Origin of the sequence: Ideonella aquatica (assembly GCF_018069755.1) — a bacterium.
Classification (GTDB): domain Bacteria; phylum Pseudomonadota; class Gammaproteobacteria; order Burkholderiales; family Burkholderiaceae_C; genus Ideonella; species Ideonella aquatica.
In genome coordinates, this window is the sequence record NZ_JAGQDE010000028.1 from 36,193 (window position 1) to 50,659 (window position 14,467).

General features: G+C 69.5%; 13 protein-coding genes and 2 tRNA genes. 6 read left to right on the top strand and 9 right to left on the bottom strand.

Annotated elements, in window-relative coordinates; translation table 11 throughout:
• Window positions 1-20: 20 nt before the first annotated feature.
• A complete protein-coding gene (locus KAK06_RS20855; RefSeq protein ID WP_210804102.1) occupies window positions 21-1,052 on the top strand; it encodes an MBL fold metallo-hydrolase in 1,032 nt (343 codons plus the stop codon).
• A gap of 155 nt (window positions 1,053-1,207) precedes the next feature.
• On the opposite strand, the gene KAK06_RS20860 is transcribed toward KAK06_RS20855, so the two are convergent.
• The 9 genes from KAK06_RS20860 to uvrC all read right to left on the bottom strand — a co-directional run bounded on the left by KAK06_RS20860 (window position 1,208) and on the right by uvrC (window position 8,282).
• The gene (locus KAK06_RS20860) at window positions 1,208-1,486 is read right to left on the bottom strand and encodes a hypothetical protein (RefSeq protein ID WP_210804103.1); all 279 of its coding nucleotides are present in this window, start codon (window positions 1,484-1,486) and stop codon (window positions 1,208-1,210) included.
• Between the two features lie 133 nt (window positions 1,487-1,619).
• Window positions 1,620-1,695 (bottom strand) — tRNA-His (locus tag KAK06_RS20865).
• A gap of 62 nt (window positions 1,696-1,757) precedes the next feature.
• Window positions 1,758-3,659, bottom strand: a complete 1,902-nt coding sequence (locus KAK06_RS20870; RefSeq protein ID WP_210804104.1) for a peptidylprolyl isomerase — start codon at window positions 3,657-3,659, stop codon at window positions 1,758-1,760.
• 129 nt (window positions 3,660-3,788) lie between these two features.
• Window positions 3,789-3,864, bottom strand: a tRNA-Val gene (locus KAK06_RS20875).
• A 13-nt stretch (window positions 3,865-3,877) separates the two neighbouring features.
• Entirely contained in the window at window positions 3,878-4,147 is a 270-nt protein-coding gene (locus tag KAK06_RS20880) for an HU family DNA-binding protein (RefSeq protein WP_210804105.1), read from the bottom strand.
• A gap of 174 nt (window positions 4,148-4,321) precedes the next feature.
• A complete protein-coding gene (locus KAK06_RS20885) occupies window positions 4,322-5,203 on the bottom strand; it encodes a DMT family transporter (RefSeq protein WP_375140906.1) in 882 nt (293 codons plus the stop codon).
• Between the two features lie 2 nt (window positions 5,204-5,205).
• On the bottom strand, window positions 5,206-5,772 hold the full coding sequence (pgsA, locus tag KAK06_RS20890; RefSeq protein ID WP_210804106.1) for a CDP-diacylglycerol--glycerol-3-phosphate 3-phosphatidyltransferase: 567 nt from the start codon (window positions 5,770-5,772) through the stop codon (window positions 5,206-5,208).
• 34 nt (window positions 5,773-5,806) lie between these two features.
• Window positions 5,807-6,319 (bottom strand): hypothetical protein, encoded by a 513-nt coding sequence (locus KAK06_RS20895; RefSeq protein WP_310741132.1) that lies wholly within the window; start codon window positions 6,317-6,319, stop codon window positions 5,807-5,809.
• Window positions 6,306-8,282, bottom strand: a complete 1,977-nt coding sequence (gene uvrC / locus KAK06_RS20900; RefSeq protein ID WP_210804107.1) for an excinuclease ABC subunit UvrC — start codon at window positions 8,280-8,282, stop codon at window positions 6,306-6,308. Before uvrC ends, KAK06_RS20895 begins: the two co-directional genes overlap by 14 nt.
• A gap of 34 nt (window positions 8,283-8,316) precedes the next feature.
• On the opposite strand from uvrC, the gene earP reads away from it, so the two are divergent.
• The 5 genes from earP to KAK06_RS20925 all read left to right on the top strand — a co-directional run.
• Window positions 8,317-9,372 carry an elongation factor P maturation arginine rhamnosyltransferase EarP gene (gene earP / locus KAK06_RS20905; protein ID WP_210804108.1) on the top strand — a complete coding sequence of 352 codons (1,056 nt, stop codon included), beginning with the start codon at window positions 8,317-8,319 and terminating at the stop codon, window positions 9,370-9,372.
• 105 nt (window positions 9,373-9,477) lie between these two features.
• Window positions 9,478-10,032 (top strand): elongation factor P, encoded by a 555-nt coding sequence (gene efp, locus KAK06_RS20910; protein WP_210804109.1) that lies wholly within the window; start codon window positions 9,478-9,480, stop codon window positions 10,030-10,032.
• A 73-nt stretch (window positions 10,033-10,105) separates the two neighbouring features.
• Window positions 10,106-11,050 (top strand): heme-dependent oxidative N-demethylase subunit alpha family protein, encoded by a 945-nt coding sequence (locus KAK06_RS20915; protein ID WP_247653028.1) that lies wholly within the window; start codon window positions 10,106-10,108, stop codon window positions 11,048-11,050.
• Window positions 11,047-13,023, top strand: coding sequence for a bifunctional tRNA (5-methylaminomethyl-2-thiouridine)(34)-methyltransferase MnmC2/FAD-dependent 5-carboxymethylaminomethyl-2-thiouridine(34) oxidoreductase MnmC1 (gene mnmC, locus KAK06_RS20920; protein WP_210804111.1), 1,977 nt, complete (start codon window positions 11,047-11,049; stop codon window positions 13,021-13,023). The genes KAK06_RS20915 and mnmC overlap by 4 nt, the downstream gene beginning before the upstream one ends.
• A 479-nt stretch (window positions 13,024-13,502) precedes the next feature.
• A partial coding sequence (locus tag KAK06_RS20925; RefSeq protein ID WP_310741133.1) for a calcium-binding protein occupies window positions 13,503-14,467 on the top strand: 965 nt, incomplete at its 3' end.

The window sequence follows — 14,467 nt, forward strand, 5'->3', positions numbered from 1 at the left end:
TTTACAAAATTCAATGCCTCATGCCCGTCACCTCAACGCCTGAGATGCTCACCCGCCGCCGGTGGTCGCGCCGAAGCGCCCTGCTCGGCGCGGCTGCGACGCTGCTGTCGCCACCCGCCATCGACCTGGCCGCTGCTGCCGACGCGTTCATTCGAGGCCCGGCGGTGCCCGATCAGCCGCTCCAGTGCCTGAGCCAGCGCGTGGCCATGGTCTATGCCCAAGAGGGTTTCCCCACGCCCGAGAACCGCGGCATGATGGCCAACATCGTCTTCGTGATGACCCGTGCCGGCGTGGTGGTGGTGGACACCGGCGCCTCGGTGCAGATCGGCGAGATGGCCATCCGCCGGCTTCGCAGCCTCACCGACCAGCCAGTGGTGGCGGTGATCAACACCCACTACCACGGCGACCACTTCCTGGGCAATGATGCCTTTGTCCAGGCTTTCGGTGCCGGCCTGCCCATCTATGCCCACGCCGTGGCGCGTGAACGCATCCAGGGCACCGAAGGCAGCATGTGGCGCTCGCTGATGGAGCGCTGGACCAACGGCGCCTCGATGGGTACGCGCGTGGTGGCGCCCAACCGGGAACTGGCCCACGGCGCCGAACTGCGCTTTGGCGACACCACGCTGCGCATCCACCACCACGGCCGCGCCCATACCGAGTCGGACCTGTGCGTCGAGGTGGTCGAGGACCGGGTGGTGTGCATCGGCGACGTCGCCATGAACGGCCGCATCGCCAACATGGATGAGGGCAGCTACATCGGCACGCTCAAGACCTTCGATGCCTTGGAACGCGACGCCGTCGGCGCGCTGTGGGTGCCCGGCCACGGTCCGGCCAGCCCTGGCCTGCTGGCGGATCAGCGCGGACTGTTCGGTGGCATCTACCGCCACTGCGAGGCCGCGGTGAAGGCCGGCGAGGACGAGGCCGCCGCCAGGCGCCGCGTGCTGGCCGACCCGGTCGTGGCCACACACGCCGCGCGCACCAAGGGCTGGGACCAGAACATCGGCAAGTACATCAGCCTGGCCTACCTGGAAGCCGAGAAGGAAGGCTTCTGATCAGCGCCTGGCCGTCGTGTTCACCACGCGGGACAGGCCGTCGATGCCCTCCGGTGCGCCGGCATCTCGGGTGATGCATTCGGCGCAGGAGACCGCGCTGCCCCAGTCGCCCATGACGCAGCGACGGAAGTTGCCGATCGCGCGGGCGGCGCCGATCAGGCTGCGCTGACAGGCGCTGCCCAGCCCAGGGTCGCCCGGACAGGGATCGCCATGCTCGTCCATCCACGTTCGCTGAGCCAGTGCGGATCCCTCAGCAGATCACCATGGACCACGAAGTCGAAGGCCTGCTGCACGACCATGCAGGGGCTGCTGATCTCGTCGCGGGCCACCAGCGAATTGGTGGCATGGCAACGCGGGAGCCTGGCATCACAACCCAGGTCGGTGCCGGCATCCAACTGGGCGATCGAGGCAAGCTGCTCGGCCGCCGGGGTCACGGCCGCCAGCGCCGCCAGCCCTGCAGGCCTCGGGCCCGGGGGACGGCCTGCACCAGCGATGCGGCAAATGCAACGGCCCCGCCAGGCTGGGCCTGGGGGGCCGTTGATCAGGGGGGATTGCCAGGAAATCAGGTGGGGTGGCTGATGGGACTCGAACCCACGACGACCAGAATCACAATCTGGGACTCTACCAACTGAGCTACAGCCACCACTGCAGAGCCACGCATTATAGCCCTGAAATCAGGGCCCTGGCTGCGCGGCCTCGCTCAACTCACTTGACCGCCGATGCGGCCGCGCCCGGCACCTCGAGGATGCGGGTCTTGAAGCGGCGCTTGAGGGCCTCGTAGTAGGCCAGGGTCTCGGCCTCGGCCAGGGCCTGGGCCACATAGGGCTGGGCACGGGCGACATCGGGGTCGTTGGCGCCGCGGTCCACCACCTTCAGCACCTGCACCACCGCAAAGCCCTGCTCGCCCAGGTCGACGCCCACCACGGCGGCACCCTGGCCCAGGTCGGCACGCAGCGCCGCCTCGACCACCTGCCGCGGCTGACCCGCCGGCTGGGTGCGCGACACCGCCACCGTGGCGCCATGCGGCTCGGCTGCCTTGGCCTTGAGGGCTTCAACGCGCGCCAGGCCGTCCTTGCGGGCCGCCGCCGCGGCCTGCTCGGCGCGCACGCGCTGCAGCACACGATCCTTGACGGCGTCCAGCGGCAGCAGCACTTCCGGCTGGTGCTTGACGATGCGGGCCGAGACCAGCTGGTTCGGTCCGGTCTCGATCGCCTCGGTGTTGCGCTTGTTGTTCAGCACTTCGTTGCCGAACACCGCAGCCAGCAGCTTGGGCGAGGCCAAGGGACCGCTGGCCCCCGGCGCCGGCTCACGGCCCACCACCCCGGTGGACAGCGTCAGGCGCAGCTTGTCGACCACCGGCTGCAGGCTGTCGGACTGTTCGTAGACCAGGTTGCCGAACTGCTCGGCTGCCTCGGCGAACTTCTTCTGAGCCATCTGCCGGCCGACCTCTTCGACGATCTCGGCGCGCACCGCCTCGAACGGCTTCTTGCTGCCCCCGCGCACGCCGGTCAACTTGATCAGGTGGTACCCGAATTCGGTCTCCACCGGGCCGACGATCTCGCCGTCCTTCATGGAGAAGACCGCGTCCTCGAAGGGCTTGGTCATCGCGCCCTTGCCGAAGAACTCCAGGTCACCGCCCTGGGCGGCCGAGCCTGGGTCGTCGGAGTTCTTTTTTGCCAGCTCGGCAAAACCCGCGGGGTTCTTGCGCGCCTGCTCCAGCAGCGATTGCGCCTTGGCCTTGGCCTTCTCGCGCTCGGCGGCCGGCGCGTCCTTGGGCGCGTTGACCAGGATGTGGCTGGCGCGGCGCTCCTCGGCCGCGGTGTAGCGGCTGGCGTTTTCCTCGTAGTACTTTTTCAGGTCGTCGTCGCTGAGGCTCAGCTGCTTCTTCAGCGTGTCGAGGTCCAGCACCACGTACTCGATCTGCGCGCTCTCAGGTGTCTTGTACAGGGCCGGGTGGGCCTTGTAGTAGGCCTCGGCATCGGCATCGCTGGGTTGCACCGTGCCGAGGTAGTCCTTGGCGTCGAGCTTGTGCACCGCGATCTCGCGCCGCTCCAGCAGGGCTGACACACCAGCGTTGCTGACGGCGGTGGGTGCAAAGCTGCTGTCACCGACGCCGCCCAGCACCTGGCGCAGCATGTAGTCCTGGCGCAGGCGCTCGGCAAAGACCTCGGAGCTCATGCCCTGCGCCGCCAGCATCTCGGCATTGACACTGCCGTCGGGCCGGCGCAGCTGGGCGTACTGCGGGTCACTGATGAACAGGCGCTTGAGGCGCTCGTCCGAGATCAGCAGGTGGTCCTTGGTAGACGCCGCGGCCAGCACGCGCTGCTGCACCAGGCCGTCGAGCGAGCGCGTGCGCATCTCGGGCGTGTCCAGCAGCTTCACGTCGACGCCCGGCATCTGCTGGGTCATGCGCTCGATCTGCTGCTTGTGGGCGGCATCGAACTCGCCGGACTTGATGGCCGCACCGTTGACCTCGGCCACGGTCTTGTTGCTGCCATCGACGAAGCTGGAGTAGCCCTGCACCCCGAAGAACACGAAGGAGGGGAAGATCAGCAGCACCAGCAGGAACTGCAGCAAGCGGGTGTGCGAGCGGACGAATTCGAACATGAAAGACCTTGCAAGAGGAGAGCGCTCGGCGCGCGACGCTTGAAACGACAAAGGCGAACCGGAGTTCGCCTTGTGATCGGGTCCAGCGCGTGCCGCGCGCGATTCTAGCCAAGTGGCTGGAGGTCCCGGTGGTGGGTGCTGACGGGCTCGAACCGCCGACCTACGCCTTGTAAGGGCGCCGCTCTACCAACTGAGCTAAGCACCCGGCATGCAGCGGATCAGAGCGCGTCCTTCAGGGCCTTGCCGGGACGGAACTTCGGCACCTTGGCCGCCTTGATCTTGATGGCAGCGCCGGTGCGCGGGTTGCGGCCCGTGCGGGCAGCGCGCTTGGTGACGGCAAAGGTGCCGAAACCGACGATCGACACGGTGCCACCCTTCTTCAGCGTCGTCTTGACGCCGCCGATCAGCGCGTCCAGCGCGCGGCCCGCAGCGGCCTTGGAAATGTCGGCCTTGGTGGCAATGTGGTCGATCAGTTCAGACTTGTTCACGAAGGAGCCCCCTCTTTGTAAGGTCAGTGAGCGTGGGTGGAATTCGGCGCCGCATCGCGCGGCGGAAAAACGATTACAGCCGTGGCGCTGAACAGTGTCAAGCTTGAAAAATCATTCTAGTTGTTAATCGTTGGGGGGCCGGACGCGCCGCCGCAACGCGGCGTGATCGGCTGCTCAACGCGAGCGCGTCACCAGCACCACACCGGCCACCGTCAGGCCGATGCCGGCCAGCACCCGCAGGCCCAGCGCCTCACCAAACAGCCCCCAGGCCAGCACCGCAGTGCAGGGCGGCACCAGGTACATCAGGCTGGCCACCTGGGTGGCGGCGCCACGCTGGATCAGCAGGTACAGCAAGGAGCTGCCGCCCAGCGTCAACGCCAGCACCGACCAGGCCATGGCACCGATGAGTTCGCCAGTCCAGTCCATGGCCTGAGGCTCCAGCAGCGCCAGAGGCAGCGACACGACGAGCGCAGCGGCCAGCTGGATCAGGTTGGCAGTGCGCACGTCGCAGGGCTGCACATGCCGCTTCTGGTAGAGCGTACCGGCGGTGATGCTCAGCAGCGCCAGCACGGCCCAGGTCAGCGACGGCAGGCTGGCCTCGCCCAGCCCCAGGCGATGCCAGACCACCAGTGCCAGCCCGGCCAGTCCCAGCAGCAGGCCCGCCCATTGCCGGGCGGACACGCGGTGCTCGCTGCCGGTGGCCGACACCCACAGCGCCGTCAACACCGGTTGCAGGCCAACGATCAGCGAGGCCGTGCCCGCGCCCAGTCCCAGCTTCACGGCCGACCACACGCCCCCCAGGTAGCCGCCGTGCATCAGCACGCCAGTCACCGCCAGATGCAGCATCTGCTGGCGCCCTTGCGGCCAGGCGGCGCCGGCCCAGCGCACCCACATCGCAAAGGCCACACAGGACAGCGCATAACGCCAGGACAGGAAGGAGAACGGCGGCGCGTGCGGCATGCCAAAGCGCGCCACCACGAAGCCGGTGCTCCAGATCAGCACGAACACGGCCGGCATCGCGCGCAGCCAGCGCGCCTGGGCGTCGGAGACGGTCACCGTCAGCGCGCCTTGGCCCGGATCTCGGGCAAGGCCTTGCGCAGGTAGTAGACCATCGACCAGATGGTCAGCACCGCCGCGGCGATGATCAGCAGATGCCCCCAGAGGCGGGTGTCGATGATCTCGAACAGCGGTGCGTCGTACAGCAGAAAGGGGATGGCCACCATCTGCACCGTGGTCTTGAGCTTGCCCAGCATGTGCACCGCGACGCTGCGCGAGGCACCGATCTGCGCCATCCACTCACGCAGCGAGGAGATGGCGATCTCGCGGCCGATGATGATCAGCGCGATCAGCACATCCACCCGCTGCAGGTGAACCAGCACCAGCAGCGACGCGCACACCAGGAACTTGTCGGCCACCGGGTCGAGGAAGGCGCCGAAAGCCGAGCTCTGGTCGAGCTTGCGGGCCAGCCAGCCGTCGAGCCAATCGGTCAGCGCGAACACCACGAACATCACCGTCGCGATCAGATTGCGCGTGGGCTCGGCCAGCGGCAGGTAGAACACCCCGATGATCAGCGGGATGGCCACGATGCGGGCCCAGGTCAGCAGCGTCGGGATCGTCAGGAACATGGCCTGATTCTGCCTGCAGGCGGGCCCTTGCGCTTCATTCGTCGAGCGTGCGGGGCTTGAAACGCCGGTTGTCGTCGAACAGGAAGGCCTCGGTGTAGCGCCAGGGTTTGGGCAGGCGGCGCATGTCGCCGTAGGGCGCGCCACGCTTCATGGCGTCGATCGCCAGCTGCGTGGTGTCCTTGGCCTGCGACGGATAGCGCAGCACATTGATCTTCAGGATGCGCCCATCGGCGTCCAGTTCGGCCTCCAGCACCGGGATGGCCAGCAGCGGCTCAGGCGCGTCCTCCAGGTAGGTCATGCCCGCATTGGCCTCGACCAGGCGGCGCGCCGCCTGCAGCCGGAACTCGGTCGGGGTGCGCGCGGCCGGTGCGGCCGGCGCAGGGGCCGGGGCCGGTCGGGTGCTGGGGACCGGCGCCGGGGCGGGTGCTGGCATCGGCGTCTTGCAGCCCGACAGCCAGGCCGAGCCACCCACGGCAGCCAGCAGCGCCCAGCCGCGCCAGGACGACCAGAACGCGTAGCCGATCGGTTGGGGTTCAGTGAAGCGCACGGTAAATCTCCAATGCCAAGTCTCTTGATATGCCTTCGACACCTTGCAGGTCCTCGACGCTGGCCGCCGCCACCCCGCGCACGCCGCCAAACCGCTGCAGCAGTTTCGCGCGTTTCTTGGGGCCGACACCGGCAATGTCTTCCAGCCGGCTGCCTCCGGTGCGCACGCTGGCGCGCTTGCTGCGCATGCCGGTGATCGCAAAACGATGCGCCTCGTCGCGGATCTGCGCCACCAGCATCAACGCGGCGGAGTCGGGCGGGAGGGACAACTTCTCGCGCCCGTCGGCAAACACCAACTCCTCCAGGCCGACCTTGCGGCCCTCGCCCTTTTCGACGCCGACGATCAGGCCCAGGTCCAGGCCCAGTTCACTGAACACCTCGCGCGCCATGCTCACCTGTCCCTTGCCGCCGTCGACCAGCACGACATCGGGCAGGCGGACCTTCGCGGTGGCCGGTGGCGCGCCTTCGGCCGCCACCTGCTCGGCCAGCTTGGCGTAGCGGCGGGTCAGCACCTGGCGCATGGCCGCGTAGTCGTCGCCGGGGGTGATGTTGTCGATGTTGAAGCGCCGGTACTCGCTGTTGTTCATCTTGTGGTCCTGGAACACCACGCAGGATGCCTGGGTCGCCTCGCCGGCCGTGTGGCTGATGTCGAAACATTCGACACGGAAGGTATCCGGATCATCGATCGCCAGGTCCAGCGCGTCGATCAGCGCCCGGGTGCGCTCGCGCTGCGAGCCTTCCTCGGCCAGCAGGCGGGCCAGTGCCAGGTCGGCCCCGGTCTGGGCCATCTCCAGCCAGATGCGGCGCTGCTCGCGCGGCTGGTGCTGGGCGGCGATCTTCACGCCGGTGGATTCGGTCAATGCGGCCAGCAGGCCCTTGTCCACCGCATGGCTGGTGACCAGCAGCGGCGGCGGCGTACCCTGCAGGTAGTGCTGGGCGATGAAGGCATCGAGCACCTGCTGTTCGGGGCTGCGCGTGTCCTCGTCACCGCCGGCCAGCGCGGTGGCGTCTTCCACATGGGCCGGGAAGAAGGCCCGGTCGCCCAGGTGCCGGCCGCCACGCACCATCGCCAGGTTGACGCAGGCACGCCCGCCGGCCACCTTGACCGCCAGCACGTCCACCTCGCGGCCGGCCGAGGACAGGCTGCTCTCGTCCACCGCCTGCTGGTGCTGCACCTTGGCCAGTGCGCTCAGGCGGTTGCGGACCTCGGCGGCCTTCTCGTACTCCAGCGCGTCGGCCAAGGCCATCATCTGCGCCTGCAGGTCGGCCACCACCTGCTGCTCGTCGCCCAGCAGAAAGCGCTCGGTGTCGCGCACGTCGCGGGCATAGTCCTCGGCCGTGATCAGCCCCACGCAGGGGCCCGAGCAGCGGCGGATCTGGTAGAGCAGGCAGGGCCGTGAGCGGTTGGCGAAGACCGTGTCCTCGCAGGTGCGCAGGCGGAAGACCTTCTGGATCAGCTGGATCGCCTCGCGCACCGCACCCGCACCCGGGTAGGGCCCGAAGTAGCGGTGCTTGCGGTCCACCGCGCCGCGGTAGTAAGCCACGCGCGGGAAGCCGCCGCCGGTGATCTTGACGTAGGGGTAGCTCTTGTCGTCGCGGAACAGGATGTTGAACTTGGGGTTCAACGCCTTGATCAGGTTGTTCTCGAGCAGCAGCGCCTCGGCCTCGGTGCGCACCACCGTGGTCTCCAGGCGCGCAATGCGCGCCACCATCAGGCCGATGCGGGTGCCGCCGTGGTCCTTCTGGAAGTAGCTCGAGACGCGCTTCTTCAGCTCGCGCGCCTTGCCCACGTAGAGCACGTTGTCGCGCGCATCGAAGTAGCGGTAGACGCCCGGCAACGCCGGCAGCGCCGCCACTTCGGCCAGCAGGCGCTCGCGCGCGGCGGCGGCAGCATCGACCAGCGCCTGCTGGGCGCGTGCCTCGGCGGCTTCGGTGACAGCGGGGGACGGCTCGGGGACTTCCATGCAGCCGCGCATTGTGCCCTTCGATAATCGCCCCATGGCCGCACCGCTCTGGGACATCTTCTGCCGCGTGATCGACAACCATGGCGACCTGGGTGTGTGCTGGCGTCTGTCGGTGGACCTGGCCCAGCGCGGCCAGCGGGTGCGTCTGTGGGTGGACGAGGCCGCCGCACTGGCCTGGATGGCGCCGCTGGGCCATGCGGGCGTGGAGGTGCTGCACTGGCGCGAGGACGACCCGCCAGCCCCGGGCGAGGTGGTCATCGAGGCCTTTGGCTGCAACCCGCCGGCCGCCTTCGTTGCCACGATGGCAGCGGCGCCGCGCCCGTCGGTCTGGATCAACCTGGAGTACCTCAGTGCCGAGCCCTATGTGGAGCGCAGCCACGGCCTGCGCTCACCGGTGATGAGCGGCCCGGGCGCCGGCCTGACCAAGTGGTTCTTCTACCCCGGCTTCACGTCCGCCACCGGCGGTCTGCTGCGCGAACCTGGCCGCATCGAGGCCCTGGACGCCACCGCGCGCGCCAACTGGCTGGCCGAGCAGGGCCTGCAGGTCCGCCCGGACGAGCGCCTGGTCAGCCTGTTCTGCTACCCCGGGGCGCCGGTGGATCGCCTGCTGGCCGCCTTGGCCGATGCGCCCACGCTGCTGCTCACCACGCCAGGCGCCGCCAGCGCCGCGCTGCAGGGCCGCGCACTGCCGCCCGGCGTGCGCAGCGCCGCCCTGCCCTGGTTGCCGCAACCAGCCTACGACCAGTTGCTGGCGGTGTGCGACCTGAACCTGGTGCGCGGTGAAGACAGTGCCGTGCGCGCCCAGTGGGCCGGCCGGCCTTTCCTGTGGCAGCTCTACGTGCAGGACGATGGCGCGCACGAGACCAAGCTGGCGGCCTTCCTGCAGCACCTGCTGAAGGACGAGCCGCCGACGCTGGCGCAGGCCGTCACGCAGGCCTTCCGGGCCTGGAACGGCTTCGGCCAGGACGGGCTGGACCCACTGCCGCCGCTGGCCGATTGGCAGGCGCTGGCCCGGCGCTGGCGCGCCCGGCTCTTGACCCAGGTCGACCTGACAACGCAGCTCCTCGCCTTCGTCACCGAAAGGCGTTAAAATTCAAGGCTTTGCGAAAAACCGCCGGCCAAGCTCCTGAAACGCCAGGGCGCGCCAAGGCACGGGCCCAGGCCCCCATTACTGGAACAAGCTGGAAGAAGCACCATGAAACTCGCTCAGGAAATCCGCGCCGGCAACGTGATCATGCAGGGCAAGGACCCGATGGTCGTGCTGCGCACTGAATACAGCCGCGGCGGCCGCGGCGCCGCCACCGTGCGCATGAAGATGAAGAACCTGCTCAACGGCGCCGGCGCCGAAGTGGTCTTCAAGGCCGACGACAAGATGGAGCAGATCGTCCTGGACACCAAGGACTGCACCTACACCTACTTCGCCGACCCGATGTACGTCTTCATGGACGCCGAGTACAACCAGTTCGAGGTCGAGGCCGAGAACATGGGCGACGCCGTGAGCTACCTGGAAGACAACATGCCGGTGCAGGTCGTCTTCTATGACGGCAAGGCCATCTCGGTCGAAATGCCCACCACCGTGGTGCGCGAGATCGAGACCGAGCCGGCCGTCAAGGGCGACACCTCGGGCAAGGTCATGAAGCCCGCCCGCATCGTCGGCACCGGCTTCGAGATCGCCGTGCCGCTGTTCGTGGAAAACGGCGACAAGATCGAAATCGACACCCGCACCCACGAGTACCGCAAGCGCGCCTGACGCGGCGCAGCGCCCGGCGCGGTCCGGGCAGGCATCATGGGCACCTTCTCAGGTGCCCTTTTTCTTGTCCACCATGGCCCTGTCCTTTGATTTCGAATACACGGTGAAGGCCCCGTTCCGGATGCAGCCCGGGCTGCGGCGGCTGGCGGCCGACACGCCCCAGCTGACCCCGGTCGCCGCTGGCTCGCGCCACCTGCGTGAGAAGGTGGCCGTGCTGCAGCGCTGGCCGACCGAGGCCCTGCTGAGCGCCCCGGGCACCGACCCCACACCGGCGCTGGCTGCCCTGGCCGACCATGCCGCGCAGGCCCATCCAAGCGCCTGGCAGACCCTGCCCGATGGCCGCTGGCACGCCCCGGTGCTGGGCTGCACGGTCGCGCCCGACGGCACGCTGCAGGCCGATCCTGGCGCCTGGGCCGAGCCCGCCCGCGCCCTGGCCGCGCTGCCCGCCCCGCTGCGCCGCAGCGCGCTGCTGGCGCTGGCTTTTGCCGAAGACCTGGCCCTGGTCGACGGCCGCGACGGCAGCCTGGCCTGGCTGGCGGTGTGCCTGCCCTCGCACTGGGCACCGCGCGACAAGATCGGCCGGCGCTTTGCCGAGGCCCACGCTCCGGTGGCCGACGCCGACATCGTGCGCCAGGCCGGTGCCCACCTGATGAAGCTGGTCTGCGGCCCGGACGCCTGGGAGCGCTTCGTCTGGACGATCACCGATTCGCCGTGGCTGCACGGCCACCCCGACCGCGCGCCGCACGCCTGGCCGCGCGACCTGGACCCGGGGCGCCCGGGCGATGCCTGGTTTCGCACCGAGCATCAGTGCTTCATCCCGCTGCCAGCGCTGCAGCAGGCGGTGTTCACGATCGGCGTGCAGGTGCGCCCGCTGGCCGAGGCGGTCGACACGCCCGCGCGCGCCCAGGCGCTGCACGACACGCTGGCCAGCATGAGCCCCGCGGTGCTGGCCTACCGCGCGCTGGACGGCGTGCGCGAGCCGCTGCTGCGCTGGCTGGCCGCGCGCGCGACGCCATGAAGACCTCGCCCATCGTGGTGGGCGAGTTGTGCCTCGACCAGCCCGGGTTCGAAGGGCTGCCCTACGCACCGGCCTTTGGCGATGTCTACCACCCGCGCGCCGGCGCCTTCACGCAGGCGCGCCATGTCTTTCTGGCCGGCAACGGCCTGCCGCAGCGCTGGCGCGGCCGCCAGCGCTTCGTGGTGCTGGAGACCGGCTTCGGCCTGGGCAACAACTTCCTGGCCACCTGGCAGGCCTGGCGCGACGATCCGCAGCGCCCCGAGCGGCTGATCTTTGTCTCGATCGAGAAGCACCCGCTGCGGGCCGAGGACCTGGCCCTGGCCCACGCCAGCAGCGACGCACCCGAACTGGCCCGCGAACTGCTCGCCACCTGGCCGCCACTGACGCCCGACCTGCACACGCTGGATTTTGAGGACGGCCGCATGCGCCTGCTGCTGGCGCTGGGCGATATCAAGGACTGGCTGCCCGAACTGGTGGCCGAGGTCGATGCCTTCTACCTGGACGGCTTCGCCCCGGCGAAGAACGCGGCGATGTGGGACGCGCGCCTGTACCCGGCGCTCTCCCGCCTGGCCGCAGCGGACGCCACCGCCGCCACCTGGAGCGTGGCGCGCGATGTGCGCGAGGGCCTGGCGTCGGCCGGCTTCAGCGTCGAGCGCCAACCCGGTCTGGGCGGCAAGCGCGAGATCAGCGTGGCGCGTTTCACCGGCGCGCAGCGACGTGCTGCGCCCCCACCCGGCCGCCGCCAGGCGCCACGGGCCCGCAGCGCGCTGGTGATTGGTGCCGGCGTGGCCGGCGCGGCGGCGGCCGACGCGCTGGCCCGCGAAGGGCTGACCGTGACGGTGCTGGAACGCCGCAGCGCACCGGCGCAGGAAACCTCGTCCAACCGCGCCGGGCTGTTCCACGGCGTGCTGCACTCGCACGACGGCGCGCATGCGCAGTTGCTGCGCGCGGCCGCGCTGCGCACCGCACAGCGGCTGCAGGGCGTGGTGGGCACCGAGGCCCTGCCCGGCGCCGTGGGCGGCCTGTTGCGCGGCGGCGGCGACGAATCGGCCGAGGCCCTGCAGGCCCTGGCCGACCGCCTGGGCCTGCCCGCTGGTTTTGTGCAGGCGCTGTCAGCGGACATGGCCAGTCAGCGGGCGGGCCTGCCGCTGCCGCGGGCGCAGTGGCTGTACCCCGGCGGCGGCTGGGTCAGTCCACCGGCGCTGGTGGGCCACCTGCTGTCGGCGCCCGGCATCACCGTGCGGAACGAGGCCGATGTGGTGGCGCTGGCACGCCACGATGCGCAGTGGCAGGCTCTGGATGCCCAGGGACGTATGCTGGCCGAGGCCGATGTCGCGGTGGTGGCCGGCGCCTCCGATGGCCTGGCGCTGTTGAGCCAGGCGCATCCCGATTCCGCCGCCTGGCCGCTGGGCCGACAACGCGGCCAGGTCAGCCTGCTGCCGCCGGCCCTGGCCGCGGGCCTGCCACACCCGTCCCTGCCGCTGGCCAGTGGCGGCTACCTGATCGCGCTGCCGCCGTCGCTGGGCGGCGGCCTGCTGTGCGGCGCCACCTCGCAGCCGGGCGACACCGACCCGGCCGTGCGGGTGGACGACCATCGCCGCAACCTGGCGCGTATCGCCGAGCTCACCGGCACGCCACTGGATGCCACGCTGGCCGAGCATCCGGCGCTGCAAGGCAAGGTCGGCTGGCGCCTGGCCGCCGATGACCGCCTGCCGCTGGTCGGCCCGGTGCCGGCGGATGCATTGCAGCGCGCCGGGGCGCGCCGTCAAGAGCAGCCGCGTCAGGTGCCACGCGTCGAGGGCCTGTACCTGCTCACCGCGCTGGGCTCGCGCGGGCTGACGATGGCGCCGCTGCTGGGCGAGGTGCTGGCCGCCTGGATCACCGGCGCCCCGGTGCCGCTGGCCGCCAGCCTGATGGATGCGATCGATCCGGCGCGCTTTGTCGCGCGCGCCGCGCGCAAGCCGGTGGTCTAGAAGGGCATGTCCCTGGACCTGGGCGACGCGACCGCGTTCATCGGACCGATCAACTCCGGCAAGACCACCGGTTCATTGGCCATGGCGCTACAAGCAGCTTGAAGGTCTGCAGTCACTCAGCGACCCTGTTTCGACCCAGCTCTCCGCGGTGGCAGGCCAAGTAGCGCGCACCCCAATCTCTTTCGCGCTGTGGACCTGCGTCGCGGGTTGGGACACGGCCCGATTCGTCAAACTAGGGAGGTCGATGGTGCATGGCAAACAGCCACCGTTTCCTTCCTATACTCCACTGGAGAATTGTTTCCGGATGTGAAGGCGCTTGTGCGCCACGGCGGACGGCAGGCATCTTGACCTGAGCGCTCGACCGTTCGAGTGTCCGGCATTCGCTCGAAGCGGGCCTGGGGGGGGCTGGGAGGCGCGCGATCGACCCGTGGACTGGATGATTCCTGAGGAATCGTTCGCTCCAGCCCCGAGGAGATTGCATGCTGAAGACCGTCCGTGGCCAGGCTCTGGCCAATCTCCCGTCGGTGCTGAATCAGGCGCCAATGGCGTCCGACGACGCTGATGAGATGTGCCTGACAGCCCGCGGCGCAACGCCCAGATTGACCGGACTGGAACCGCTGGCCATGGCCGCCGTGGCCGCGACCAGCCCGGGACCCGAGACCGCGCTGGGCATGCCCACATCGGGGATGCGCCTGGCCAGTGTGATCACTGGAACCAGCAGCAGCGAGACGCTGACAGGCACCGAATCGGCCGACTTCATCAGCGGCATGGGCGGGAGCGATTCGATCTCGGGCCTTGGCGGCGACGATGTGCTGTATGCCTACAGCGCCAGCGACACGGGCTCATCCAGCGACAAGGACACGCTGGATGGCGGCACCGGCAACGACCAGTTGTTCGGCGGCGCGGGCAGCGATGTGCTGCAGGGCGGGGCCGACAACGACACGCTCTCCGGCAATGGCGGCAACGACAACCTGGATGGCGGTACAGGTGCGGATGTGCTGAACGGCGGCGCGGGTGACGATGTGCTCACCGGCGGCACGGGCGCAGACCGCATCGTGGTGGGACGCGGCACCGACGGCGTGGACACGGCGCTGGGCTTCTCGGTGGCCGAGGGTGACCTGCTGGATTTCACCCAGATCGGCATCAGCGATGCGGCGACGGTGCAGAGCCTGCTGGCGGCCGGCGGGGGCACCTGGACCATCGACATCACGTATGGCTCTTCGTCCCCCTCGAAGCTGATCCTTTCCGGCCTGAACGCCGCTGATGTGGGGGCGGCGAACTGGCTGCTCTCCACCGTCGTCAGCAATGACGTGCTGATCGGCACCAGCTACAGCGACCGAATGTTCGCTGGCCTGGGCGATGATGTGGTGTCCGGTGGCTCCGGCGCCGACTGGTTGTTCGGTGAGAGCGGCAACGACGTGCTGTACGCCCATTTCGCCAGCGG

Bases quoted from the DNA above. Each gene is read 5' to 3' on its own strand.
- KAK06_RS20855 (WP_210804102.1), top strand. From the start codon at position 21: ATGCCCGTCACCTCAACGCCTGAGATGCTCACCCGCCGCCGGTGGTCG.
- KAK06_RS20870 (WP_210804104.1), bottom strand. From the start codon at position 3,659: ATGTTCGAATTCGTCCGCTCGCACACCCGCTTGCTGCAGTTCCTGCTG.
- pgsA (WP_210804106.1), bottom strand. From the start codon at position 5,772: ATGTTCCTGACGATCCCGACGCTGCTGACCTGGGCCCGCATCGTGGCC.
- uvrC (WP_210804107.1), bottom strand. From the start codon at position 8,282: ATGGAAGTCCCCGAGCCGTCCCCCGCTGTCACCGAAGCCGCCGAGGCA.
- earP (WP_210804108.1), top strand. From the start codon at position 8,317: ATGGCCGCACCGCTCTGGGACATCTTCTGCCGCGTGATCGACAACCAT.
- efp (WP_210804109.1), top strand. From the start codon at position 9,478: ATGAAACTCGCTCAGGAAATCCGCGCCGGCAACGTGATCATGCAGGGC.
- KAK06_RS20915 (WP_247653028.1), top strand. From the start codon at position 10,106: ATGGCCCTGTCCTTTGATTTCGAATACACGGTGAAGGCCCCGTTCCGG.
- mnmC (WP_210804111.1), top strand. From the start codon at position 11,047: ATGAAGACCTCGCCCATCGTGGTGGGCGAGTTGTGCCTCGACCAGCCC.